This window comes from Shewanella sp. Iso12 (genome assembly GCF_012030025.1).
GTDB lineage: Bacteria > Pseudomonadota > Gammaproteobacteria > Enterobacterales > Shewanellaceae > Shewanella > Shewanella algae.
Window position 1 is genome coordinate 148798 of the sequence record NZ_JAAUHW010000005.1, and the last position, 24596, is coordinate 173393.

The 24596-nt window shown below is 55.4% G+C and carries 18 protein-coding genes, 1 pseudogene and 1 riboswitch; of the genes and pseudogenes, 14 read left to right on the top strand and 5 right to left on the bottom strand.

Going from position 1 to position 24596, the window contains the following annotated elements:
* Positions 1-80 precede the first annotated feature (80 nt).
* The 9 genes from HCX89_RS11425 (at position 81) to HCX89_RS11465 (ending at position 8473) form a co-directional block, all read left to right on the top strand.
* On the top strand, positions 81-839 hold the full coding sequence (locus HCX89_RS11425) for a histidine phosphatase family protein (RefSeq protein ID WP_167716103.1): 759 nt from the start codon (positions 81-83) through the stop codon (positions 837-839).
* Between the two features lie 68 nt (positions 840-907).
* Positions 908-1045: riboswitch (cobalamin riboswitch) on the top strand.
* A gap of 98 nt (positions 1046-1143) precedes the next feature.
* A complete protein-coding gene (locus HCX89_RS11430) occupies positions 1144-2085 on the top strand; it encodes an ABC transporter ATP-binding protein (RefSeq protein WP_096142524.1) in 942 nt (313 codons plus the stop codon).
* Entirely contained in the window at positions 2082-3152 is a 1071-nt protein-coding gene (locus tag HCX89_RS11435; RefSeq protein ID WP_243888715.1) for an iron ABC transporter permease, read from the top strand. The genes HCX89_RS11430 and HCX89_RS11435 overlap by 4 nt, the downstream gene beginning before the upstream one ends.
* Before the next feature lie 17 nt (positions 3153-3169).
* On the top strand, positions 3170-4234 hold the full coding sequence (gene cobT, locus HCX89_RS11440; RefSeq protein ID WP_071237202.1) for a nicotinate-nucleotide--dimethylbenzimidazole phosphoribosyltransferase: 1065 nt from the start codon (positions 3170-3172) through the stop codon (positions 4232-4234).
* Positions 4234-5010 carry an adenosylcobinamide-GDP ribazoletransferase gene (locus HCX89_RS11445; protein ID WP_071237201.1) on the top strand — a complete coding sequence of 259 codons (777 nt, stop codon included), beginning with the start codon at positions 4234-4236 and terminating at the stop codon, positions 5008-5010. The genes cobT and HCX89_RS11445 overlap by 1 nt, the downstream gene beginning before the upstream one ends.
* Positions 5007-5603: a bifunctional adenosylcobinamide kinase/adenosylcobinamide-phosphate guanylyltransferase gene (cobU, locus tag HCX89_RS11450; protein WP_096142525.1), complete on the top strand. Its 597-nt coding sequence runs from the start codon at positions 5007-5009 to the stop codon at positions 5601-5603. The genes HCX89_RS11445 and cobU overlap by 4 nt, the downstream gene beginning before the upstream one ends.
* Positions 5604-5677: 74 nt before the next feature.
* Entirely contained in the window at positions 5678-7312 is a 1635-nt protein-coding gene (locus tag HCX89_RS11455) for a cobyric acid synthase (protein WP_096142565.1), read from the top strand.
* Entirely contained in the window at positions 7302-7916 is a 615-nt protein-coding gene (gene cobO / locus HCX89_RS11460; protein WP_028781212.1) for a cob(I)yrinic acid a,c-diamide adenosyltransferase, read from the top strand. Before HCX89_RS11455 ends, cobO begins: the two co-directional genes overlap by 11 nt.
* Positions 7917-8116: 200 nt before the next feature.
* Positions 8117-8473, top strand: a complete 357-nt coding sequence (locus HCX89_RS11465) for a hypothetical protein (protein ID WP_133087289.1) — start codon at positions 8117-8119, stop codon at positions 8471-8473.
* Between the two features lie 274 nt (positions 8474-8747).
* On the opposite strand, the gene HCX89_RS11470 is transcribed toward HCX89_RS11465, so the two are convergent.
* The gene (locus HCX89_RS11470; protein WP_167716105.1) at positions 8748-10019 is read right to left on the bottom strand and encodes a hypothetical protein; all 1272 of its coding nucleotides are present in this window, start codon (positions 10017-10019) and stop codon (positions 8748-8750) included.
* 378 nt (positions 10020-10397) lie between these two features.
* On the opposite strand from HCX89_RS11470, the pseudogene HCX89_RS11475 reads away from it, so the two are divergent.
* Positions 10398-11035, top strand: a pseudogene (locus HCX89_RS11475) (transposase); the annotation flags it as partial.
* A 39-nt stretch (positions 11036-11074) separates the two neighbouring features.
* On the opposite strand, the gene HCX89_RS11480 reads toward HCX89_RS11475, so the two are convergent.
* Both HCX89_RS11480 and HCX89_RS11485 read right to left on the bottom strand, forming a co-directional pair.
* Positions 11075-12034: a sensor domain-containing diguanylate cyclase gene (locus tag HCX89_RS11480; RefSeq protein WP_025010319.1), complete on the bottom strand. Its 960-nt coding sequence runs from the start codon at positions 12032-12034 to the stop codon at positions 11075-11077.
* A gap of 16 nt (positions 12035-12050) precedes the next feature.
* Positions 12051-13046: a response regulator gene (locus HCX89_RS11485; RefSeq protein ID WP_025888766.1), complete on the bottom strand. Its 996-nt coding sequence runs from the start codon at positions 13044-13046 to the stop codon at positions 12051-12053.
* A gap of 365 nt (positions 13047-13411) precedes the next feature.
* Here HCX89_RS11485 and HCX89_RS11490 point away from each other — a divergent pair, with 365 nt between their 5' ends.
* Together HCX89_RS11490 and HCX89_RS11495 are read left to right on the top strand one after the other, a co-directional pair.
* Positions 13412-14215: a crotonase/enoyl-CoA hydratase family protein gene (locus HCX89_RS11490; protein ID WP_167716107.1), complete on the top strand. Its 804-nt coding sequence runs from the start codon at positions 13412-13414 to the stop codon at positions 14213-14215.
* 90 nt (positions 14216-14305) lie between these two features.
* Positions 14306-14809 (top strand): YqhA family protein, encoded by a 504-nt coding sequence (locus HCX89_RS11495; RefSeq protein ID WP_025010320.1) that lies wholly within the window; start codon positions 14306-14308, stop codon positions 14807-14809.
* A 65-nt stretch (positions 14810-14874) separates the two neighbouring features.
* Here the strand turns inward: HCX89_RS11495 and HCX89_RS11500 are convergent, their stop codons facing one another.
* The gene (locus tag HCX89_RS11500; RefSeq protein ID WP_167716109.1) at positions 14875-15867 is read right to left on the bottom strand and encodes a DUF3530 family protein; all 993 of its coding nucleotides are present in this window, start codon (positions 15865-15867) and stop codon (positions 14875-14877) included.
* A 227-nt stretch (positions 15868-16094) separates the two neighbouring features.
* Positions 16095-19001 carry an RNA polymerase-associated protein RapA gene (rapA, locus tag HCX89_RS11505; RefSeq protein ID WP_145839745.1) on the bottom strand — a complete coding sequence of 969 codons (2907 nt, stop codon included), beginning with the start codon at positions 18999-19001 and terminating at the stop codon, positions 16095-16097.
* A gap of 354 nt (positions 19002-19355) precedes the next feature.
* Between rapA and HCX89_RS11510 the strand changes: the two genes are divergently transcribed.
* Positions 19356-20750, top strand: coding sequence for a PhoH family protein (locus HCX89_RS11510; protein ID WP_145839744.1), 1395 nt, complete (start codon positions 19356-19358; stop codon positions 20748-20750).
* Between the two features lie 146 nt (positions 20751-20896).
* A complete protein-coding gene (locus HCX89_RS11515) occupies positions 20897-24589 on the top strand; it encodes a response regulator (RefSeq protein ID WP_107005544.1) in 3693 nt (1230 codons plus the stop codon).
* Positions 24590-24596: the final 7 nt, after the last annotated feature.

Genomic DNA, 24596 nt, shown 5'->3' on the forward strand with positions numbered 1-24596 from the left:
GTCCATAATATACGGATTCCGGCGGCCTGCGGCAAGGTTAAATTGGCCCGGTAACCACCGGACTCTGACGGGAGAAGTGTGTGGCTGAACATAGGCAACTGAATATCTATCTGCTGCGGCACGGCGAATGTGAAGGCGGTGAGATTATCCGCGGCCGCAGTGATGTGGCCCTGAGCGATGAGGGCAAAGCGCAGATGTGGCGTAGCTGGCGGGCTATCAGTAGTGAGCTGGAGCAGTTGCCGAGTGCGCCCCAAAGCTTGGTGCTGCTGAGTTCTCCGGCCCAGCGTTGCCAGGCCTTTGCCGCCGAGCTCAAGGCCGATATGCCTGACTATTTCCCGGCGCCACTGCAGCAGCATGACTGGCTCTGGGAGCTGGACTTCGGTGACTGGGACGGCATGAAGGTGGCGAGTGTCTATCAGCAGCATAGCGAGGCGGCCGAAGCCTTCTGGCGTGACCCTGTGGCCAATACTCCGCCGGGCGGGGAATCGCTGCCAGCCTTTCGTAGCCGGGTGTTGGATGGCTGGCAGACTATGGTGCAGCGCTGGCTTGCTAGAGAGGCTAATTCTTCCGAAGGCTCTGGTTCAAAAGGCTCTGGTTCAAAAGGCTCTGGTTCCTCAGCAAGTGCCGATGCAGCGCTGATCCTGACTCACAGCGGAGTTATCCGGTTGCTGCTGGCCGAGATTTTGCTGCCAGGGCAAATGCCGCCTGCGGCAGTGTTCAACGCCTTGGAACTACCTTATGCGGCCTGGGTCAGAATAACCCTCTATGCCAGCCGTGATGCCAGCGGTGAAAGTGACCAGGAATGGCAGTGTTTCAGCAAGCTCCACTGGCCGCAATAGTGCTGCGCTATTGCGCCAGGCAATTGTGCCGGACGATAAAACCGGGATAATAACCCCAAATAGCCGCCAAGTGCGGCAGCAGCCAGGGTGTTGGCACCTTTGCAGGTGAACCAACCCAGGGAACCGGGAAAGCCCGGACTGTGCCCGCAACTGTGAGTCGCCGTTGGCGACGAGTCAGGAGACCTGCCCAGGCTGATAAACCAAACCAGAAACCCGGGCGGGTAAACCGGGGGAGCGAATAGATGATTCTTCCACTGCAGCCTGAGCCTTCTGCTGGTCACAGGCTCAATGTCGGGAGGCGGTTATGAGCCTGGCACTCAAGGTGCAACAGCTTAGCTGGCTTCCCGGTGGTCACATCGTATTGGCCGATGTGGGTTTTGAGCTGCCAAGTGGCAAGATGCTCGGGCTCATAGGCCCCAATGGTGCCGGTAAGTCGAGCCTGCTGCGCTGCCTCTATCGTTATATCCGCCCGGACAGCGGTCAGATCCAGCTGTTTGGGCAGGATATCAATAGTTTGTCAGCCAAAGCTTTCGCCAAAGAGGTGGCCGTGGTGCTGCAGGATACCCCGGCCCAACTGGCACTGGATCTGACTCAATTAGTGGCCATGGGACTGACTCCCCACAAGGGGTTGTTTGATATGCCATCGGCGGCCGACAAGGCCCAGGTGCAGGCGGCATTGGCGCAGGTCGGGTTGCAGCACAAGGCCGCAGAGCCTTTCGCGCAGCTTTCCGGCGGTGAGAAGCAAAGGGCCTTGATTGCCCGCGCCATAGTGCAGCGCCCCAAGCTTTTGATCCTGGACGAGCCCACCAATCATCTGGATATCCGCTATCAGATCCAGATCCTCGAGCTGGTGCGCAGCCTGGGGGTCACGGTGATCGCCTCGATTCACGATCTCAATCTGGCCTCGGCCCTGTGTGACGAACTCTTGCTGTTGGATAACGGCCGCCGTATTGCCCACGGCTCGCCCCAGAGCGTATTGACCGAAGACAGAATTGCCGGTGTCTTCGGTGTCTGCTGCCAGGTGGGGACGCATCCGCAGTTGGGAAGGCCGCTGATCCACTACTTTTATGGCTATCAGTCGCCAGAGCCTGGTCACGGCAAGGCTGTAAGCTCGGCGGCTCTCGCTAGTGGCAAGGTTCACGGCGCTGCGATAGTCGAGCCTATGGCAGGGCCTGCCTCGGCCGAAACCTGTGTTGCCCACAAGGAAACTGACCGGCGCCCAGGCTCGGTGGGAGGTGGCGCATGAATACTTCCATGGTCGCACCGGGGCGCTCGCTTATTGGCTGGTTTCTCAAACCCTTGCCCAGACTTTACTGGTGCTGGCTGCTGTTGCTGCTCGGCACTGCGTTGACACCCTTGGCCGCCGCCGGTTTTGGCGCCGCCGATATCAGTCTCTTCGATGTGGCAAGAGTGATTGGCAAACACCTGCTGGGCGTGGGGGAGCCGTCCGCCATCAGCGAGCGTATTGTCTGGGATCTGCGCCTGCCGCGTATCTTGCTGGCCTTTATCGCCGGCAGCGGTCTGGCATTGTCGGGTTATGTATTGCAGGCGGTGACCCGCAACCCGCTGGCTGATCCTTACCTGTTCGGTATCAGCTCGGGCGCCAGCTTCGGCGCCGTGGTCTCGGTCGCCCTGGCGACCGGCCTTGGGCTGAGTTCGGCCATCTCCGGGGTATCGCTGCCGCTGGGAGCCTTTATCGGTGCCAGTTTGGCTGTGCTTATGGTACTGCTGCTCGCGGGCAGGAATATCGGCAACCAGATAGAGCGAATGTTGCTCTCCGGGGTCGCCATCTCCTTTATGTTCAGTGCCCTCACCAGCCTGATCTTGTATTTTTCCACCCCGCAGGCTACCACCTCCTTGCTGTTTTGGAGCCTGGGCAGTTTTGCCCGCGCCAGTTGGGATGGGCTTGGACTGCCCACTCTGGTGGTGCTGGCGGCCTTGCTGGTGATCCTGGCCTTCAAGCGCCAGGTACTGGCGATGCTTGCCGGTGATGAAACCGCCCACACTCTGGGAATAAGGGTGCAAAGGCTCAGGGTTTCCATGCTGCTGTTATGCTCGATTATTACCGCCACTCTGGTGGCCCACTGCGGCGGGATTGGTTTTGTGGGGCTGATGGTGCCTCATATTGTTAGGTTGTTGCTGCCGGGGCAGCACCCCATGGTGCTGACGGCACTGGCGGGCGGCCTGTTTATGGTTTGGGTCGATGTGCTGGCTCGCAGCATACTGCCCACCCAAGAGCTGCCGGTGGGGGTGATCACCTCGGCCATCGGCAGTCTGTTTTTCCTGATGGTGCTGCGTAAACGCGGCCAATAACGATAAGAGAGGGAAGGATGTACCAGGTAGCAGCAATCAATCACGCGCTGGATGACGCGATTCAGGCCCGCATAGACAACAAGACCAAACCCCTGGGCGCTTTGGGTGAGTTGGAGGCTTTGGCGCTGCAATTGGGGCGCATTCAGCTCGGTTCCGCTACTGATGAGTTGGTCATCCGCCGTCCCGTGATGCTGGTGTTTGCCGCCGACCATGGTATTGCCGCGGCCGGGGTGTCGATTGCCCCCAGCGAGGTGACCACCCAAATGGTGCTCAACTTTGTTGCCGGCGGCGCCGCCATCAATGTGTTTTGTCGCCAGACCGGCTTCGAGCTGGAGGTGATTGACTGCGGCATTCTCAGCCCCTTGGGGATCCCCGAGGTTACAGAGCAGCGTCTGGGCGCCGGTACCGGGCCTATCCACAAACGCGCCGCCATGACTCTGGGCGCTGTGCATCAAGGGTTTGCCATGGCGCGCACCTTGGTAAAACGCCATATCGATGCCGGCAGCAACCTGCTGGCGCTGGGGGAGATGGGAATAGGCAACACCTCTTCTGCCGCCGCCGTGATGGCCGCCCTGACCGGCCTTCCTGTGAGTGAATGTGTCGGCCGCGGCACCGGTATAGATGCCGCGACGCTTAAGCGCAAATGCCTGCTGATAGAGCAGGCACTGCTGCTGCACCACTGCGAGCTGACCGAGCCGCTCAGTATCCTCGCCTGCCTGGGTGGCTTTGAAATAGTGCAGATGACAGGAGCCATGTTGGCGGCGGCCGAATTTGGCGTGCCCGTGCTGGTGGACGGTTTTATCGCGTCGACAGCGGCGCTGGCGGCTGTGCGTTTGGCGCCGGGGGTGAGGGATTATCTTATTTTTGCCCATGAGTCTGAAGAGCGCGGCCACAAGTTGCTGCTCGAGGCCATGTCCGCCAAGCCTTTGCTGCGGCTTGGGCTCAGGTTGGGCGAAGGCTCGGGCGCGGCGCTGGCGCTGCCTTTGGTGCAGGCGGCGGCCAACTTCTACAACCAGATGGCCAGCTTTGGTGAAGCCGGGGTCGACAAGGTGGTAGAGCCGGCTACCCAAGAGGTGTTCTGATGGGATTCTGGCTCGGGCAGCTGCGGCTGTTTTTGATCGCAATAGGTTTTTTCACCCGTATTCCTGTGCCCAGCGCCCTGACGGTGGACAGCGACAGCCTCAACAAGGCCAGCCGCTACTTTGGCCTGGTGGGCGTGGTGGTGGGCTTGATCTCCGCCTTGGTGTTGTTGCTGGCCGCCGGCATATTGCCAAGCTCCATCGCCATAGTGCTGGCGATGATTAGCAGTGTGCTGGTTACCGGCGGTTTTCATGAAGATGGCCTGGCCGATACCGCCGATGGTTTCGGCGGCGGTTGGCGGGTTGAAGACAAACTGAAAATCATGAAAGACAGCCGCCTTGGCAGCTATGGCGCCTTGGCATTGGTGTTGGTGTTGTTGCTCAAGTACCAGTTACTGCTGGAGTTAGCACTTTACGACATCAACCAGGCGGCGCTGGCCCTGGTATTGGCGCACTGTGTCAGCCGGGTGACGGCGGCCAGCATTATCTTCAGCGAAACCTATGTTCGCGACGAGGGCAAGAGCAAACCTTTGGCGCAGCAGCAGGGGCTCAATGAGTTGGGTATTTTGCTGCTGACTGGAATTGTGCTGACGGCACTGCTGTCCACCACGCTGCTGTTCTGGCTATTGCCGACCATGTTGCTGCTGCGTTGGGCCCTGGTATTCTGGTTCCGGCGCCAGATTGGCGGTTACACCGGCGATACCCTGGGAGCGGCGCAGCAGGTGAGTGAGCTGGTGGTTTATATGCTGTTGCTGGCATTGGGGGGCAGCCCGGCATGATCCATCTTATTCTGGGTGGTGCCCGCAGCGGCAAGAGTGGTTACGCCGAGCGGCAACTGGCCGACTTGTGCCCGGCCAATGTCCGCCCCTGGTATCTGGCAACAGCCGAGTCCGCCGATGAGGAGATGGCTCGGCGTATCGCCCACCATCAAACTGCGCGCCAAGGTGGCAGCCTCGAATGGCAGTTGGCCGAGGTGCCGCTCGATTTGGCCAAGGCGCTTGGGCAGCGCTCAGGCTCTGGAGCGCCGGTATTGGTAGACTGCCTGACGCTTTGGCTCAGTAACCAGCTCTGCTTTGGTGCCGATATGGCTAGCGAACGCGCGGCCTTGCTGCAGGCGGTAGCCGGATTTGACGGCGATCTGCTGTTGGTGAGCAACGAAGTTGGCTCCGGCATAGTGCCGCTTGGGGAGCTGAGTCGGCGTTTTGTGGATGAGGCCGGTTGGCTCAATCAGGCGCTGGCCGCCAAGGCCGATAGAGTCACTCTGGTGGTCGCCGGTTTACCGCTGGCGTTAAAGCCTGTGAGCTCTGATAGCAGTGGCTCCCTAGGCTTGAGTGCTTCGGGTACAAGCCCGGATCCGCGGGGCAAGGCATGAGTAACCCAGTACCCCATAATGGCGCAGAACTTAAAGCTGAATTTTCGGCTCTGGCCCGGCCTGGCCGCAGCCTTATGGTGCAGGGCACCACTTCGGATGCCGGTAAGAGCACCTTGGTAGCCGGACTCTGCCGGGTGTTTCATCGTCATGGTCAGCGAGTGGCCCCCTTCAAGCCGCAAAATATGGCACTCAACAGCGCCGTCACCCGGGATGGCGGTGAAATTGGCCGGGCCCAGGCGCTGCAGGCGGTGGCCGCCGGTCTTGAGCCGAGAATCGACTTCAACCCGGTATTGCTTAAACCCAGCTCAGATACCAAGGCGCAGGTGATTATTCAGGGCAAGGCGCTGACCAGCCTGGAAGCCGCCGCCTTTTTCGGCCCCGAGAGTCGTGACTATAAAGCCGCTGCCATGCAGGCGGTGTTGGCATCCTGGCACAGGTTGCAGCAGGAGTTTGACTGGCTGTTGGTAGAAGGCGCCGGTAGCCCGGCCGAAATCAATTTGCGCCAGGGCGATATTGCCAATATGGGCTTTGCCGAAGCGGTGGACTGCCCGGTGATCCTCATCGCCGATATCGACAAGGGCGGGGTATTTGCCCACCTGGTCGGTACCTTGGCCCTGCTGTCCGAGAGTGAGCAAGCTAGGGTAAAGGGCTTTGTGATCAATCGTTTTCGCGGTGATATCTCATTGCTGCAGTCCGGGCTGGATTGGCTCGAGGCTCACACCGGCAAGCCGGTATTGGGCGTATTGCCCTACCTCGATGCCCTGCATCTGGACGCCGAAGATGCACTGGTGCAAACAACTGCTCAGTCTCAGGCTGCTACCGAGCAGGCGGTAACAGCTCAATCAGCACGAGCTCAATCTGAAACAACTCAATCTGAAAGAACTGGGACGCGACTGCGAGTCGGCGTCTTGGTGTACCCCAGGATCAGCAACCATACCGACTTTGACCCGCTGCGGCTGCATCCGGATATCGAGTTTTATTATATAGGGCCGACCCATCAGGGCGAACTTCCAGGGCTGGATCTCCTGCTGCTGCCCGGCAGCAAGAATGTGCGCGCCGACCTGGCTTTTATCCGCCAACAGGGCTGGGATAAGGGCATAGCCCGTCATCTGCGCTATGGCGGCAAGCTTATGGGTATCTGCGGCGGCTTTCAGATGCTGGGGCAGAGCATTGCCGACCCCTTGGGACTGGAAGACTTGCCCGGTACCAGCCAAGGGCTGGGCTACCTGCCACTCACTACCGAGCTGCAAGTCGAAAAACAGCTGCTCAATGTCAGCGGTACCCTGAGGCTTGGGCAATCATCGGCATCAGTCTCCGGTTATGAGATCCACTGCGGAGCATCGCGGATCCCTGACAGATGCACCCAGCCACTGTTGCTTAATGAGCGAGGCAGTGACGCCAACTGTGTCAGCGCCACTGAGCCTGCAAAAATCACTGAGCCTGCAAAAACCACAGCACCCCGCAACGAAGGTCTGCTGTCGGAGGATAATCAAATTCTCGGCAGTTATTTGCATGGCCTGTTTGACAGCCCTGAGGCCTGTGAACTGCTGCTCACCTGGGCCGGGATGACGGCGCCACAGGGCCGCACAGTGGATATCAATCAGCAGCGTCAGCAACAGCTGGATCGTTTGGCCGATGTGCTGGAGCAACATCTGGATTTCAATAAAATAATCAACATATTCAAAGAGGAAGACCAGGGTGACCGATAATAATCAAACCGATATCAAGGCAGAGCGTCATAAACAGCGGCAGCAGAAAGTGAAAGCGGCGGTGGATGCCAAAATCGCGGCCGCCACCGAAGAGAAGGGCATACTCCTGGTAGTCACAGGTAACGGCAAGGGTAAGTCTACTTCCGGCTTTGGCACTCTGGCCCGCGCGGTCGGTCATGGCAAGCAGGGCGCCGTAGTGCAGTTTATCAAGGGCACCTGGGAGTGCGGTGAGCGCAAGCTACTGGAAGGCGCCGGGGTCAAGTTCGAAGTCATGGGCACAGGCTTTACTTGGGACACCCAGGACAAAGCCAAGGATATCGCCGCCGCCGAAAAGGCCTGGACGGCCGCCGAAAAATGGCTTCAGGATGCCAGCATAGACATACTCCTGCTCGATGAACTCACCTATATGGTCAGCTACCACTATCTGGATCTGCAGCGAGTGATAAATGCGTTGCAAAATCGTCCACCCATGCAGCATGTGATCATCACCGGCCGCAACTGCCACAGGCAACTGATTGAATTGGCAGATACTGTCAGTGAGGTGAATAGCGTGAAGCATGCGTTTGAGGCGGGGGTTAAAGCCCAGCCTGGTTTCGACTACTGATATTTCTTCTATTTCTTCCTGTTTGCGACCGTGGCGTTATTGTCTGCGTCGGCTCACCCAATCACATACTCATTGTATGCTCATGGGCTGAGCAACCTTGATGGCTTAGCCACAGCCGCAAACAGCTTGAAATAGGTGCATTGGTTTAGGGATTGAAGTGACTCATCTTTTCCCATTTTGATTTCTGTTCTGAGGGCTTTATGAATATCGATGACTTACTCAATGTTGTAGCAGAACAAGAATCTAATTCTTGTTCTGAGTGCGGAAAGGAATCCAAGCTTCATTTGACTAACTCTGATGGCCTGGAAAACAAACTTCATTTTATGGGTAAAATAGAACCAATGACTTTTCTCGGTTATCAGACTTACAGCAAAAATGGTAGTAATCCATTTTCAGATATGGCTCCTGTGAGTTTATCGCATTACCCTTACAACGGTAGTGATGTATATCGTTGTGATTCGTGTATGGCTACATTTGTCATATATTTAGAAACTGGTGGGCATGCTGCAAGATACCAAGCAAGGTGGATTAGGCGTGATCTTAACTTTTTACCCTAACAAGTAATAATAAACTGACCTTTCCCCCGAATTTAAGACCATGACATTGATATGACTCCCTTGGCCAAATTGATGAAAACCTATGATAAAGAGATTAGATAATATGATGGCTTGCTATGATTTATAAATTGTTGCTTTGGCTTGGTTTATTATATTTTGATAAAAATAGCGTGTTAAGAGTGAACAAAGTCAAGATGCCAGAGTTGTTGAAAGAGTGGGAATCAAGGGGTTGAGGTGTTGATTCAAACTCACCCCTTTGACTCCCATTTTATATCTAGCCCTTATCATAGTGGCGAATGGGCAGCTGGCTGACGCTGTCGAGTCGCCAGGCTCCCTTCTCATACACGAAGCTAACGCTGTGCAGGGCATCCTTAAAGTCATAGCGTTGGTTCGAGTCTGGCAGGAGATTGTTAAACTCCAGCTGAATGTTCTGATAACCATCCTCGATAGACAACTTCCCCAGATGATTTGGCAGATCGATAAGGCGGCTCAGCGCCTTGTCCAACTCGCGATCTTGTATCGGTAGTTGCTGCTTAAACTGCTCACTGAACAGGGCGGCGAAGGCCTGTTTGTCCTTGCTGTGGATATAGGCGGCGTTGGTCCAGTCGGCCAACAAGAGTTCGAACGTCTTTTTTGCCTGGGTCAGAGATGCGATGGGGGTCTTGTTGTCGTTGGTAAGGTAACTTTTAAGAGTTGCCTCGGCTTCCTCAAGGCCGCGATCGAATATTTGCGCCACCTTTATCGCCGCCGGATCCTGGTTGGCCTTTAGCTCCGCGCTGACTCTGTTGACGGCCTCCACCCGCTCTTGCCAACTGTTGAAACCCTTCACTAGAGCTTGCAGTGAAGCTTTATGCTGCTTCATCGCTTCGGCTATGGCCTCATCCTGTTGCCGCGCCGCTCTGGCTTCGGAGCTCACATAATCTCTAAAGGTGCTGTTGAGTATGGTTTCGGGGGCATCGAAGTAGAGTCCCGCGCCGCTGTAGGGATCGACCCAGAGATCGCCCGTGCTTATTGGGGCTGATGGCTTAGGGTGGATATCGCCGTAATAGATTCGATCTAATTTGGCTTGGTTTTGGCTAAGGAAGGCGCCAATCGCCTTGCCATCTTTGGCAGACAGCCGTTGGTATTCGGCCGCCAGTTGTTGCAACTCTTTAGAGTTCTGTACCCTTTGACTGGCATAGTAGCCACAGCGCAGGTTACAGGCTTGCTTGGTCAAACTGGAAGCCGGGCCCAAGGTGATCGCCTCGCTCTGGATAAATACTTCGGCGGTATAGATGCCTCTGGGGATGGCACCACTCTTATCCATCAGGTAGATGGTGTTGTTGGGGCTATGGCGGCCGACGACTTGGAGATCTTGCTTACTGGCGCACAGGGAGTAGTCCCTGCTGGTGGCCGGTAGCTCCTTGTCATAGGTGGAAACGACCAACTTATCCAGGCTAATCCCTTCGGGCACAGTACCTGTGATGCTGAGATCGCACTGCTGAGCGTTGACATTGAGGGTTAGGCCACCCAGGGTCAGGCCAAGAAATACCAATCCTTGTTTCATGCAAAGTCCTTGTTGCGAGTTGTTTCATTAAGCTTGTAGCTGGGCTTTTGCCATCACTCTTTCGCGAAATCCCCCTGTATTTACAATTAAAATGAGGGGCTTAGTGAATGATGGTTTTTCATTCGCTTATGCTATCGTGAACAGTCCCGCTTTGTCATTAGTTTATAGGGAACAAGGGGGAGGGGGAAATAGCTGCGGCATGAGGCTTTTAGTGCAACGGCTATTTCTGGGCGTAAAAGACAGCAGTACAACAATAGAGATCCCTTTAGCTGAGCGAAGGCTCTAAATAACTGCAATACTGCTACATTTCTTCTTTGCCGTGTCCGCTGCCCGGAAATGGTGAAACCGTTTCCATAAATCGCCATACCATTGCAGCTTGACAGAGGCTTCCATTCGTTAGGACTTTTGCACGCCTGGTAACAGGCTCAACCGAAGAGTCACTGGCCGCTGCCGTTGAAGAAAGGGACGCAATATGAAGTGGTACGCTCTTTAGGAAAACACGACCAACTAGTGCAGTTAGCCACCACGCCTCAAGCCAGAAAGAAGTGGCCTATGCTGCCTGACAGTATTGAAGCTCGCTTACTGACGAAGACGATAAAAGGTAAGTCGGTTTCCATTTTGACCTCATTAACTGACCCCTTGCGTTATCCTGGGGCAGAGATAGTGGATTTATATGCCCATCGATGGGAGATAGAAGTGGGCTATCGGGAAGTGAAGCAGCATCTTCTGGAGAGTCGCTTTACGTTACGCAGTCAATTGCCGAGTTGGTTATCCAAGAATTATGGTGTGTACTGTTGGCCTAAAACTTCATCAGATACAAGAGGGTGTTGATGGCTAAAAGCTTACCGTCGTTACATCCGAACCAATTAAGTTTTAGAGATGCGTCGAGTTATATTATTTTTAAACTGACTCAACTGTCATCTCAAACGCCGGGAAATGCACCAAGAGGAGGCAATTCAAGCTTGATGGGAGCCTATCCACGTGCGTTAAAAATGAATAAAAACAATTATCTCATTAACGCTGAAGGTGGTTTTTTATTGGCCGTCATCTGTGGATCAATCACTGAAAATACTGACACAGTTGCGGCCGGAAACCTTGGCCTGGTACAGGGCCTGATCGGCATTGGCCAGCCATTGATCGCTGTTTTCCACCTCATCACTCAGATCGCAGATCCCCAGGCTGATGGTAAAGGGCACCGGCTGACCATTGAAGCTGAAGCGGCTGCTTTCCACCTGAGAGCGCAGCCGCTCGGCAAAGGAGCGGGCATCCTCGGCGCTGGTGTGGGACAAGACCACAGCAAACTCTTCGCCCCCGTAGCGCCCGGCGCAGTCGGTTTCCCTGAGGTTTTGGCTGAGAATATGGGACAGATGCTGAATAACCCTGTCTCCGGCGATATGCCCCAGGCTGTCGTTGATCCGCTTAAAGTGATCTATATCGAACATCACCAGACTGGCAGGATCGCCATAGCGGGAATGGCGATCAAATTCCCGCTGCATGCATAGTTGCCAGTGTCTGCGGTTATGCAGCTGGGTCAGGCCATCGGTTTGGCTCAGGTGTTCCAGGCGCTCGTTGGCACTCTTGAGCTGCAGCTTGTTGATGGCAATATCCGTCACATCATAGATGATGATGCTGATATGGGAGATCTGCCCGGTCAGAGAGGCCAGCGGCAATAGGGTGACATTCTGGAACATGAACTCGGCGCGGCCTGTGATGGGCCGGTAGTTCTTGAATTTGAATACATAGGGCCTCTGCTCCCAACTGATGAAGGCGCGGTTCTTCAGCAGAAACACAGACTCCATCTTCTGCTTGAGCCAGTTGGCCGGCAGATCCGGGAAACGTTCAAACAGGTTGTCGCCCTTGATATCGTTGGGAGAAACGCCGCTGTGGTTCTCCATAAAACCGTTCCACAGCTGAATATTGTACTCTCTGTCCAGCACCACCAGGCCGACCTCTATGGTTTGTACCATATCGATCAGCCAGTGCAGTTCATTCATTGCATCCAAATCCTTTGCCATGGCAAACCTGTTTTTGTCAGTTCATCAGATAGCCGAGCTTGAAATTCAGCGTCGGCAAGGAGTCTTCGGTAAAGAGCAGCAAGAGATCGCACTGCACATTGTGATCTTCGATACGATAATTGATCTCCATCGCCAACGTGCGTTGCCAGCGATCTGAGTTATCGTGGATCAGATCGTTTACTGTGCAATGTCGCCCGAGCACCACAGGGTGCGCCTGGCTGAATTGCATGTCCAGTTGCTCCGAGATACCGCTGAGGAAGGCGCCGATCAACACGTTAGCTGTGTCGATCATCACCTCGATTTCTGTGTTGGCATCTTCGGGATCCGACAGGCCCATCAACTTGGCCATATCCTTAAAGCTGGAGTCGTGAAACAGCAGCAGAGCCTCACCGGCAATCCCGGCACCGATAAAGCCTTGGCACAGCGCCGAAATTTTGGGGCTTTCCTCTGTGGCCTTGAGTGCCATGGTCAATTCGCTGACCTCCAGCACATTGACGTTGGGAATAGGCAAGAGCACAAATACATCCAACAGCTTGGCCAGCAGATCGGCGGCGCGGCCCATGGCAACGTTGGCAACCTCCTGGCAGGCATCGCGCATATCCACCTGGATCATTGGCTCTTCATTGCTTTCGCCGCCTTCGGCCAACTGCAAAATGCCATATTCCTGCAGTATGCTGCTGATGGCATCTGCGCTGACGGGTTTTTGAATAAAATCCAGCGCGCCCAAGGCCTTGACTCGCTGATGAGCCTTAATTTGTATATCGCCCGAGACGACTATCACCATGGCCGGCAGGTCTTGCTGCTGAATCGTTTGCAGCACTTCGTAGCCGTCCATGACCGGCATGTTGAGATCCAAAAAGACAATCTCGCCCTTGCCGGCGCGAATTGCCTCCAGTCCTTCGGCGCCATTGGCGGCAAAGCTGATGTCTACCTCCCAATCTTTGGGAAGAGTACGGGCCATCTGCTTTCGCGCCAGCGCAGAGTCGTCGCATATGAGTACCGGAATCGCCATAGAGATTTCCTGTTCTACTGCATTACTTGAAGATAACACCTACAGCGGCATTTTTGTGATTATCCTCTGATTATGCCGCTGGATCAGTGAGGACTGGGCCGATAGTCAGTTATCGGCGAGCTCGGGCTTGATGCCCGTTTCTCATACATTTGGCAGGAGAAAATCTTATTATAGTGCAATGGCTTGCCTGTTGAGGGTCGATATTGTGAACACTTGTCGCCACTAAGTCAAAGCTAATGTCAGATTGTTGACGTTAGTCAAAATTTAGACTGCTCTGTGTTGTTGAAACGGGACGCTTTTTGCTCTGGCCTGACCAGTGTGATGGTGATACCGTTAACATAACTTCAACTTTCAAGGACCTGCAGATGCAGTGGCAGACACTCAGCCTGGAATGGCAACAACAGCTGGCTATCGTTAGCTTGAATCGGCCGGATAAGCTCAATGCCATTAATTACACCATGTTCAGTGAACTCAAGGCGATGGCGCGTCATTTGCGCCGTCAACGACATTTGCGGGCGGTGATCCTCAGAGGTGAGGGCGGCCAATTCAGTTCAGGCCTGGATATCAAGAGTGTGGCCAACTCTCCCTGGCAAGCGCTGAAACTGCTGTTCAAGCTGTTACCGGGCAATGCCAATCTGGCGCAGCAGGTGTCTGTCGCCTGGCGTGAGTTGCCGGTTCCTGTCATTGCCGTCTTGGATGGCCGTTGTTATGGCGGCGGTTTGCAAATTGCGCTCGGCGCCGATTTTCGCATTGCCGCCAATGACGCCGAGTTGTCAATAATGGAAGCCAAGTGGGGCCTGGTTCCCGACATGGGCGGCCTGGTGAGTTTGCGGGAAATTCTGGCAAAAGATCAGGCATTGAAACTCAGCATGACGGCGGAATTAATCCCGGCTTCCAAGGCATTGGAGCTTGGGTTGGTGACCGAGTGCTGCAGTGAGCCTCTGGCCCGGGCACAAGAACTGGCCGCTGAGCTCAATGAGCGCTCTCCCGATGCGTTGGCGGCGATAAAGCTGAGTATTAACCGCAGCTGGAACGGTTCCCGTAGGCGGCTGCTGGCGCGGGAGTCCTGGAGCCAGGTGCGTCTGCTTTTGGGGCGCAACAGAGCCATTGCCGCCGTGCGTCAGGGCAAGGATCCCGAGCGGGCCTTTGAACCGCGGCGAAACTGGTGAGATACCTATCACGTATGATGGGATAATAACTTGACCTCAATGGCAAAACTGCCTGAAAATCCGTCACTTTATTTTTAGACGGAAATTGGGATGCGGATTTTTTTTGAACGCTTGCTCTGGGGCAGTCGCTTGTCTGTCATGGTCGGAGTCTTCTCCTGTGTGCTGGCGGCCTTGGTCACTTTTGTTATGGGGGTCAAGGATGTGCTGCATATGTTTGCCCTGCTGTGGGAATACCTGCTCAGTGGCAGCTATGATGTGCGCAACGATCTTGTGATGGTACTGGTGGAGATACTGGATACCTTCCTGCTCGGGGCTGTGCTGCTGATCTTCGCTTTCGGCCTCTATGAGCTCTTTATCCGTAACCTGGAGCCTGCTGGTAACTCGGATACCGGCGGCAAGATATTGATCATCTCCAGCATAGATGCGCTCAAGAGCAAGTTGGGCAAAGTGATATTGATGATGCTGATCATCAAGGTGTTTTCCTTCTTTGCCGATATCAAACCCAGCTCGGCATTGGACTTGCTGTTCATGGGCGGCACTGTGGTGCTCATCTCCCTGGCGTTGATGTTCTCCAAGGGCGGCAAGAAAGAGTAATCGCACTCCCGATATTTGCTCTACGGGAAGCTTGGTCTGCCGGCCGACTTTCTGCAATTAGGCGGTCACTGATTGGTTTCAGCGGCCGCCTTCTCGTTTGGCGCCTGCTGTTTCAGCACCTTTCTGGCCATGCCTTCTATCATCAGTAAGGTGTTTTCAAAAGCAACATCCTGGCGTAGATCCAGCGCCAGCAACTGCTGCCGATATAGATTGTCCGGCTTGCTTGAAGCCAGGGTTTTTCGACTTTCCACTGTAGCCTGCGAGGCCTGGTGACCGTCGGGAGATTGGATATCGAGTATCGCCAACTCCAACCCGGCCAGTTTCTTTGGCAGTGCCAAATTGGCATAGGGATCGTCGAGGTAGGGATTGATCACCACCAACAAGTCCGGCTTGGCCAACTCCTGCGCCGCCAACAACTCAATCACCAAGGCGGCGGACTGATCTTGGGCTATCAGCAAGCGCTTGCCGGGAAAGGGCTCACCCAAGGCGTCCAGTTGCGCCAGACTCTTTTGGATAAAGGTCTGTTGCTGCTTTCTGAGCTTTTGCCACTCCTCCGCCTCTCTGCGGCTTGTTGCTTGGTTACTCTTGCCCTGCACCTTGCCATCGCCGGCCTTGCTTATTTCCTGGGCCTCTGTGGTGAAGTTGGGCTGCTCCGGAAAGGGCGGTGGTGTCATGCTGAGACTGGCCCAGCCTGCCGGATTGATGCTGCGGCGCAAGAAGGCGTTGAGCCCGGGGGCATCGGCATGGGTGCCGGGGGGCGGCAGCAACAGCGCTGCGCCCAATTGTTTCGGGCCACTCCAGGGGCGCACCAGAACGGTTTGCTCCTCGCCATCTACTTGGATCTTTTGCTGTTCTGAGGCGGCGACATGCTCCAACGCCCGGCTATTGTCTCTGGGTTTCATTGGGGCTGTTTCAGGTGTTTGCTTGGCAGGCTTCTGCACCGGTTGCGGTTGAGTCTGCTCCTGGTTGGCCATGTCTTTGTTGGCTGGCTCGTCGGCTGCCAGTGCCATCAAAGGGAAAAAGCACAGCATAGCTATCGTCCTGGATATCAGCGCCAAGTGAACTCCTTAAACTTTTCATAGGCTGGAATAGCATGATTCTGCAGCCTTTATTGACTCAATGCCAAAATTATAAGCCGCAAATTTGTGCACTAGTAGCTGTTGTATCGAAAGTTTGTGTGTCGATCCAATGCTTGAAGGCGTGGTGCACCAGGGGTTCTGAAATTTAGCGCAAAAAACAAGACCCGCAGTTAGCGGGTCTTGGGGGATGATATTTGAGTGGATTATCAGGCGTGGCTGACCAGCACCAGGCGCACGGCATCGAGCTGCAGCTGGCATTGATCCAAATAGCCGCGTAGTTCGGCTATCTGATTTTGCAGATACTCAAGCTCGGCATCGCGGATATTGGGGTTCACCGCCTTGAGGGCTTCCAGACGTTCCAGCTCGGCGCCCAATTGGCGCTCCATCTGCTGCTGGGCTTCGGCCTGCAGGTTGGACATAGCCTCCATGGCGTGGGCTTCGCCCTTGGCCAGCAAAGGATGCAATATCGCCTGCGAGGCATTGACCAGTTTGCTGCCGATATGGCGGTTAACCGCGCTGAGCTGGCGATCGAAATGCTCGTAACTCACCTTGTCAGACAGATTGTTGCCGTCCTTATCCAGCAGAATGCGCAGCGGTGTCGGCGGCAGATAACGATACAACTGGCTGGACTTGGGCGCCGAGGCCTGTGCCAGATAGATAAGCTCCAGGAACACAGTACCTGCCGGCAACGCCTTGTTCTTGAGGATGGCAACACTTGTGGTGCCAGTTTCAGAGCCCGTGATCAGATCCAGACCGGTTTGCACCAGCGGATGCTCCTGGGTTATCAGGGCGATATCGTCGCGGGACAGGGCGGTTTCCCGGTCGAAGGTCACGGTAATGCCATCTTCCGGCAGGCCAGGATAAGTGGGAAACATCATGTGCTCACTCGGGCGCAGCACTATGGTGTTTTCACCTCTATCGTCCTGATCCAGACCTATGATGTCCCACAGACGGATCACTGAGCCGATAAGCTGGGTGTCGTTATCCATCTGCGCCAGTCTCTCGGCCAATGCCAATGACCTGTCGCCGCCGTGGGAGTTGAGTTCCAGCAGCTTGTCGCGGCCCTGCTCCATTGCCTGCTTGAGTTCTTTATATCGGCTGCGGGTGTCGCGCAGCAACTTGGCCATCTCTTCTTCGTTTTCTTCCACCAGCAGTGGCAGCAACTGGGCGCCAAACTCCTTGAACAGAATATGGCCGCCGGGGCAGGTGAGTTCGAAGGCATTGAGGCCCTCGTGGTACCAGGCCAACAGACGCTCCTGCGCTGTGTCGGTGAGGAAGGGCAGGTGGATCTCTACATCATGGTTCTGACCTATGCGATCCAGGCGACCTATGCGCTGCTCCAGCAGATCCGGGTTCAGCGGCAGATCGAACAGCACCAACTGGCTGGCGAACTGGAAGTTACGCCCTTCGGAACCGATTTCCGAGCAGATCAGCGCCTGGGCACCACCTTCTTCCTGGGCGAAGAAGGCACCGGCCTTGTCACGTTCTATGATGGACATGCCCTCATGGAACACAGTGGCGAGGATCCCTTCACGGGTACGCAGCGCTTCTTCCAGACTCAGCGCGGTGGCAGCCTGACTGGCGATGATCAGCACTTTCTTGCTGCGGTTTTGCTTGAGGAAGTCGATGAGCCAGTCGACCCTGGGGTCGAACTTCCACCAGGCGGCGGAGTTTTCATCAAACTCCTGATACATTTTTTCCGGCGCCAGCGCGTAGGCGGCCTTCATTTCCAGGGTGCGGTGACCATTCATCATGGCACTGACTCGGGCCGCAGTGAGGTACTGCTCCGGCATGGCCTGTGGATAGGCGTTGAAAATGCGTTTCGGGAAGCCTTTGACCGAGGCGCGGCTGTTACGGTACAGCACCCGACCCGTGCCGTGTCTATCGAGCAGCTCCTGCAGCAGCTCGTCACGGGCGGCTTGCTGCTGCTCAGAATCGACGCCTTCAGCCTGGATAAGGCGAATGGCGGGGGCGATATCTTTCTCGGACAAGAGCTCGGTCAGGCTGTTGATGGCATTGTCGGGCAGCTTGTTGCCACTGGCCAGCGCCTCGGCGGCGAGGGCCACCTCTTTGTAGCCTTCTTCCTCTTTGATAAAGGCTTGATAGTCGTAGAAACGATCCGGATCCAGCAGTCGCAGTCGGGCAAAGTGGCTCTCATGGCCCAGTTGATCCGGGGTCGCGGTCAGCAGCAGTACGCCGGGCACCACTTCCGCCAAAGCTTCAACCACTTGATAGGCGCGGCTCGGAGCCTCTTCGGTCCACTCCAGGTGATGGGCCTCATCGACCACCATAAGATCCCAGTCGGCATCCAGCGCCTGGTCGAGACGGCGCTTCTTGCGCAGCAGCTCCAGCGAGCAGATCACCAACTGTTCTGTGTAGAAGGGGTTGTCATGGTCGGCAAAGGCCTCGATGCAGCGGTCTTCATCGAATACGGCAAACCGCAGGTTAAAGCGGCGCAGCATCTCCACCAACCATTGGTGGCGCAGGGTATCGGGCACTATCACAAGTACCCGCTCGGCGCGGCCTGTCATCAACTGTTGATGAATGATGAGGCCGGCTTCTATGGTCTTGCCCAGGCCCACTTCATCGGCCAGCAGCACCCGTGGCGCATAGCGGCGCCCGACTTCATGGGCAATCCACAGCTGATGCGGAATAAGGCCAACTCTGGGACCCTGCAGCCCCAGCAGATCTGAGGTGGCCAGATTGTGGCGCAGTTGCTGGGCGGCGTAGCGCACCCCAAATCTGTCCAGTCTGTCTATTTGGCCGGCGAAGAGTCTGTCCTGCGGCTTGTTGAAGCGAATGTTGTGATCCAGCAGGGTTTCCCTCAGCTGCACTTCTTCACCGGTTTCGCTGTGAATGCCGGTGTAGATCACCAGCCCGTCTTTTTCATCCAAAGAGTTGATGGTCAGTGTCCAGTCTTCATGGCTCTTGACCTGATCACCTGGGTTATAAATCACCCGGGTTAACGGGGCGTCGTTGCGGGAGAACATGCGGTTCTCTCCGGTGGCGGGGAACAGCAGTGAGACCATGCGGCCTTCCAGTTGTACTACTGTACCCAAACCAAGCTCTGATTCGGTATCACTGATCCAGCGTTGACCTAAGGCGAAGGGCATCTTTAACTCTCATCTCCGGGCGGATTCTCAAAGGGCGCGTATGTTATACCAATCCGAGTATAATACCAATCCTGCCCCCCTTATGACGCAGGCCTTTTCGCCCGCTTGTCATCCAATCGTCATCTTTAGCATCCTACACTCAAAAACGGATACCGCGCAGTGGCCATTGAACAGACTGCAAAGGGTATTTGTCATCCGCAGCTAAAGGTGCCAGTATTAGTTTAAGCCATGTCACAGTGGTGAAACCTACCCGCCATCTGTCAGAAACAGGAGTGCCATATACCCCAACCCCAGGCCTGCGCTGGCCCATGACAACAAAGCTGTGAGTAGCTCATTGACGCAAATGGAGGCGCCATGGAACAAGACGACAGAAAGTTGTTTGTACTTGATACCAATGTGTTATTACATGAACCCTTAGCGATTTACTCCTTTAAAGAACATGATGTTGTGGTCCCAATGACGGTACTGGAGGAATTGGACCAGATAAAAGACAGAAAGCGGGATGTCAGCCGCGATGCCAGGGTCGCCATTCGGGCACTGGAAGATATCCTCGGCGGCAAGACCACTCCGGAACAGATAATCAAAGGGGTTCCCCTTCCAAGCCGCGAAGGGCACACAGATGCCTCAGGTACTCTGGCTATCTTCCCCGACCACCAGATTGAATTCACCATAGGCTCGCTGCCCGGCGACAACAACGACAACCGCATCATCAACACAGCCCTGCATCTGCAAAATCAATACGAGCCCCGTACCGTGGTGCTGGTCACCAAAGACATCAATATGCGTCTCAAGGCCAAAGGTGCCGGGATACTCCTGGTAGAAGACTACCGCACAGATCAGCTGATCGATGACATACGTTTTCTATCCAAGGGTTTTCATCAATTTGAAGGCAACTTCTGGGAGCATCTGCACAAGGTGGCCACCGAGCGTCATGGCCGTCATACTGTGCATGATGTGCCGCTCAAGGACCTGGGCGACGATCTCTTTTACATCAACCAATATCTGCTGGATGAGGAATCCGAGTTTTGTGGCCGGGTGGTCGGCCGCAGCGAAACCAGTCTCAATGTGCTGGATCTCGGTCGCGAGCGCCTGATGAATATGGAGGCCTGGGGCGTGAGGCCGAAGAACATCTATCAGGGCATGGCGCTGCAGGCCTTGATGGACCCAGATATCGATCTGGTTATTCTCACCGGCCCAGCAGGGTGCGGCAAGACCTTGCTGGCAATGGCGGCGGCACTGGAGCTGGTGGTAGAGCGTAATCTCTACGATAAGGTAATAGTCACCCGGAATACTCCGGAAATCGCCGAATCGATAGGCTTCCTGCCGGGCACGGAAGAGGAGAAGATGGCCCCTTGGTTGGCGGCAATTACCGATACCCTGGAGGTGCTGCACAAGCATGACGTTAATCCCAGTGGCTCACTCAACTACATAATGGAAAAGGCCAATATCCAGTTTAAGTCGATCAATTTCATGCGTGGGCGTTCGATCCAGAACTCAGTGGTATTGCTGGATGAGTGTCAAAACCTGACAGCCTCACAGCTGAAAACCATGATCACCCGTATGGGAGAAGGCACCAAGCTTATCTGCTGTGGCAACCTGGCGCAGATAGACTCCAACTATCTGACCGCGGTCACCTCGGGGTTGACCTATATGGTTGAACGCTTTAAAAATTTTGAGGGCAGCGCCAACATCTACCTCAACGGCGTAGTGCGCTCACGGTTGGCGGAGTTTGCCGAAGAGCAGCTCTGATAACCCCTGCTACTGAAAAAGGCCCCATTTCGGGGCCTTTGCTTTGTGCGGGGTACTGCATATTCGACCAAATTAAGTATATGATATTGGCTTTGTTCTTCTTCCTTCCCGCCGCTTGGGGATGGGACGTGATGCAAGGGTAATGGATGAAATCGAGTGAGCCGGATCTGCAGCTGAAATCTCCGATCCAGAAAAATTACAACCGCGCAGTGTTTTACACCTATATGGGGGTAATTGTACTGGCGTTGCTCACCGCCTGGGTGTTTTTTGAGCGCCAGAAGACCCAACAGATGGAGCTCAGAGAAGAACAGGTCGATCGCCATGTGATGCAGATTGACCTCTTGCTGGAATCCAGTATCCGTGCGGTCAAGAGCCTGCGTAATGTGGCCGTGGACCACTTGCGCCTGGCTGAGCAGGTACGCAAGGACAGACTGCCCCAGTACGAGAAATTCAACGAAAGCGGTCAGTTCTTTACCCTGGAGCCCAATTACGCCAAGAGTGGTGAGCCATTCACCAACATGGGGCGGATAACCGGTTCCGGTTCTCTCGATGGCCGCAGCGACAAGTTCTATCAGGAACTGGAGATGCTGTTCGAGCTGTCGTTGTCGTTCCCGGTCGCCAAGGAAGCCGCACCCAAGGCCTCGGCCATCTATTACCTGTCCAAGCGGCGAATGATGTCCTATTACCCCTGGCCTTCGGACGAGCAGCGTTTTCGCGATGAACTGCTGAACAAGAAACAGTTTCAACTGGCGACGCCGGCGATGAACCCCCAGCGCAGTGTGTTCTGGAGTGAGGCCTATGTGGACTCGGCCGGCAATGGTCTGTTGACCACGCTCGGGGTGCCCATCTATCTCGAAGATGAGTTTATCGGCTCCATTAATCTGGACATGACACTGGCATCGCTCGCCAAACAGATACGTCTCTATTTCAAGATGCCGGGCACAGTGATTTTGCTGGATCAAGGCAACAATATTCTCTCCCACAGCGATTTTGATACCTCCAGCATTAACCGGGTCTACCACATCAGTCAGCGGATCCCATCCGAGCTGCATTCACTGCCGGAGTCCGAGCTGTTCGATGCCCACGAGGGGATGATCCGTAACGGCTATTACATCCACTCAGTGGCGCTGCACAACGCCCCCTGGCGCCTGCTCTATCTGCAGGATGTCGACGATCTGTTTTTGGACTCGTTCGAGAAGCTGCAGCTGACCTTTATTCTTGTGGTACTGGCGCTGTCCGTGCTGGTGACCATAGTGCACTGGCAGACTCGTCGCTCTTTCGTCAGCCCTGCCTCGCGCCTGCTTTCGCACCTGGAAGACTGTTCCCGTGAGCCGATTCGGCCGCCGGAGAAGATCACCCAGGGCTGGGAGCCCTGGTTCCAGTTGGTCAGCCGCATTTTTGAAGAGAACCAGCAATATACCCGTCACCTGGCGGAGCAGAACAAGCGGCTGGATAAACTGGTGGCCCGGCGCACCGAACGGCTGAAAGAAACCACAGAGCGACGTGAGCGGGAATATGCCCTGCTGCGCTCTCTGCTGGACTCTATTCCGGAAGCCATTGTCTTCAAAGATAAAGAAGGCAAGTACCTCGGCTGCAACAAGTCGGCCGAGCGGGTGCTTGGCTACACAGAAGCCGAGATGATAGGCCTGAATTCAGACACACTTACCAGCCCGGAACAGGCCGCCAGAATTCGCGCCGAGGATGAACAGGTACTCAAAGACAGGGCGCCGCTGCGTTATCAGGAAAAGGTCGAGCTGGCCGGCAAGCCCGTGCTGCTCGACACCCTCAAGCTGCCGTTTTATAACCGCCGCGGCGAGATGCTGGGCTTGATTGCCGTTTGGCGTGATGTGACCCGCGAATATGAATCGGCCGAACAGCTGCGATTGTCGGAAGAACGTTATCACCTGGCGATGGACGCGGTGGAAGATGGCCTGTGGGACTGGTATCTGGATTCGGAACAGATCATCTGCAACCCAGCTTATTACACCATGCTGGGCTACAAGACCAATGAGTTTCCGGCGCTGCTGTCGACCATAGACGAGTTGATCCATCCGGATGACAGGATCCGGGTCGAAGAGTATCGCGAGCAGTATCTGGCCGATCCTATTGGAGCCTACGAGATAGAGTTCAGGATGCGCGGCAAGAGTGGTCAGTATCACTGGGTGCTGTCCCGTGGCCGGGTGGTGGAATTTACCGCCAACAATGAGCCCAGGCGTATGCTGGGTACCCACAAGGACATTACCCGCAGCAAGAGCAATGAAGTGGCCTTGCTGGAGGCCAAGAAAGATGCCGAACTGGCCAACCTCTACAAGAGTGAATTCCTGGCCAATATGAGTCATGAGATCCGCACGCCGATGAATGCCATCATAGGCATGCTGCAACTGGCGCAGCGCACCAACCTGACGGTGCAGCAGAAAGATTATCTGGAGAAGGCCGGCTTCTCGGCTCAGTCACTGCTGCGGATCATCAACGATATTCTCGACTTCTCCAAGATTGAAGCCGGTAAGCTGGAACTGGAGCGTGTCTCCTTCCCGCTGGATAAGGTGCTGGAGCACGCCCTGGATATCAACTCACTCAAGGCTCAGGAGAAAGGGGTCGAGCTGTTGTTGTATGCCCCAGTGACCGCCGGGCTGATCCTCAAGGGCGATCCGCTGCGTCTCGGCCAGGTGCTGGTGAATCTGCTGTCCAATGCGGTTAAGTTTACCTCCCAGGGGGAGATTGAACTCGGCTGTGAAGATGTCGGCGAACGCGATCATCGCATTACCCTCAAATTCTGGGTTCGGGACACCGGCATCGGTATCAGCAAGGAGCAACAGGAGATACTGTTTGACGCCTTTGCCCAGGCGGATGGCTCCACCACCCGCAAATATGGCGGCACCGGCCTTGGCTTGTCCATCAGTAAGCATCTGGTGTCCATGATGGGCGGCAAGATGCAAGTGCAGAGTGAGCCGGGTGTCGGCAGTGTGTTCAGCTTTACCATCAGCTTTGAGATCGCCGAAGAGGCCAAGATTGAACCTCTGGTGATGCCGGAGCAGCTCAACAGCCTGCGGGCGCTGGTGGTGGATGATAACTCCACGGCGCTGCAGATATACTCCACCCTGATGCGCGACTTCCACTTCGAGGTGGACACCGCCGCCAGCGGTGCCGAAGCCCTCTATAAGCTGGGCAAACAGGAAACCGACCTGCTGCTTATCGACTGGATGATGCCGGAAATGGATGGCCGCGAGGTGATCCGTACTCTGGACGAGATGGTGGCCGATGGCAGAATAAGCAAGCGCCCCGTGGTGATCATGATGACGGCCTATGCCGCCGAACCGCTGGCACAGGAGGTGGAAGACGCCAATGTGTTTGCGTTGCTGCAAAAGCCCTTCAAGGCCTCGACTCTGTTTGATGAGATAATCTCTGCCTTTGCCGAGAAACCCCATCCGGCGACCGTGGCTGAAATTACCGACAATCAGAGCGGTAGTCATAAAGGCTTGGTGCTGCTGGTGGAAGATAACCTGATCAACCAGCAGGTGGCCTCTGAACTGCTGCGAAGCGCCGGTTATGAGGTAGATCTGGCCGACAATGGTCAAATTGCTCTTGAGATGGTGGAGCAGCGTCAATACGACGCGGTATTGATGGATATTCAGATGCCAGTGATGGATGGCCTGACGGCGACCCGGGAACTGCGCAAGAAATACGACAGGGAGACCTTGCCGATTATCGCCATGACGGCCCACGCCATGTCAGGCGATCGTGAGAAGAGCCTGGCGGCGGGAATGAACGCCCATATCACCAAGCCCATTATGCTCAATGAACTCTTTGATACCTTGAGTGAATGGGTGGGCAGGACTTGAGATAAAC

What these genes read in the sequence shown, in the direction of transcription:
- HCX89_RS11495 (WP_025010320.1), top strand. Translation starts at nt 14,306, where the DNA reads ATGCGGATTTTTTTTGAACGCTTGCTCTGGGGCAGTCGCTTGTCTGTC.
- HCX89_RS11490 (WP_167716107.1), top strand. Translation starts at nt 13,412, where the DNA reads ATGCAGTGGCAGACACTCAGCCTGGAATGGCAACAACAGCTGGCTATC.
- HCX89_RS11485 (WP_025888766.1), bottom strand. Translation starts at nt 13,046, where the DNA reads ATGGCGATTCCGGTACTCATATGCGACGACTCTGCGCTGGCGCGAAAG.
- HCX89_RS11430 (WP_096142524.1), top strand. Translation starts at nt 1,144, where the DNA reads ATGAGCCTGGCACTCAAGGTGCAACAGCTTAGCTGGCTTCCCGGTGGT.
- HCX89_RS11455 (WP_096142565.1), top strand. Translation starts at nt 5,678, where the DNA reads ATGGTGCAGGGCACCACTTCGGATGCCGGTAAGAGCACCTTGGTAGCC.
- HCX89_RS11445 (WP_071237201.1), top strand. Translation starts at nt 4,234, where the DNA reads ATGGGATTCTGGCTCGGGCAGCTGCGGCTGTTTTTGATCGCAATAGGT.
- cobT (WP_071237202.1), top strand. Translation starts at nt 3,170, where the DNA reads ATGTACCAGGTAGCAGCAATCAATCACGCGCTGGATGACGCGATTCAG.
- cobU (WP_096142525.1), top strand. Translation starts at nt 5,007, where the DNA reads ATGATCCATCTTATTCTGGGTGGTGCCCGCAGCGGCAAGAGTGGTTAC.
- HCX89_RS11515 (WP_107005544.1), top strand. Translation starts at nt 20,897, where the DNA reads ATGAAATCGAGTGAGCCGGATCTGCAGCTGAAATCTCCGATCCAGAAA.
- HCX89_RS11470 (WP_167716105.1), bottom strand. Translation starts at nt 10,019, where the DNA reads ATGAAACAAGGATTGGTATTTCTTGGCCTGACCCTGGGTGGCCTAACC.
- rapA (WP_145839745.1), bottom strand. Translation starts at nt 19,001, where the DNA reads ATGCCCTTCGCCTTAGGTCAACGCTGGATCAGTGATACCGAATCAGAG.
- HCX89_RS11480 (WP_025010319.1), bottom strand. Translation starts at nt 12,034, where the DNA reads ATGGCAAAGGATTTGGATGCAATGAATGAACTGCACTGGCTGATCGAT.
- HCX89_RS11435 (WP_243888715.1), top strand. Translation starts at nt 2,082, where the DNA reads ATGAATACTTCCATGGTCGCACCGGGGCGCTCGCTTATTGGCTGGTTT.
- HCX89_RS11510 (WP_145839744.1), top strand. Translation starts at nt 19,356, where the DNA reads ATGGAACAAGACGACAGAAAGTTGTTTGTACTTGATACCAATGTGTTA.
- HCX89_RS11465 (WP_133087289.1), top strand. Translation starts at nt 8,117, where the DNA reads ATGAATATCGATGACTTACTCAATGTTGTAGCAGAACAAGAATCTAAT.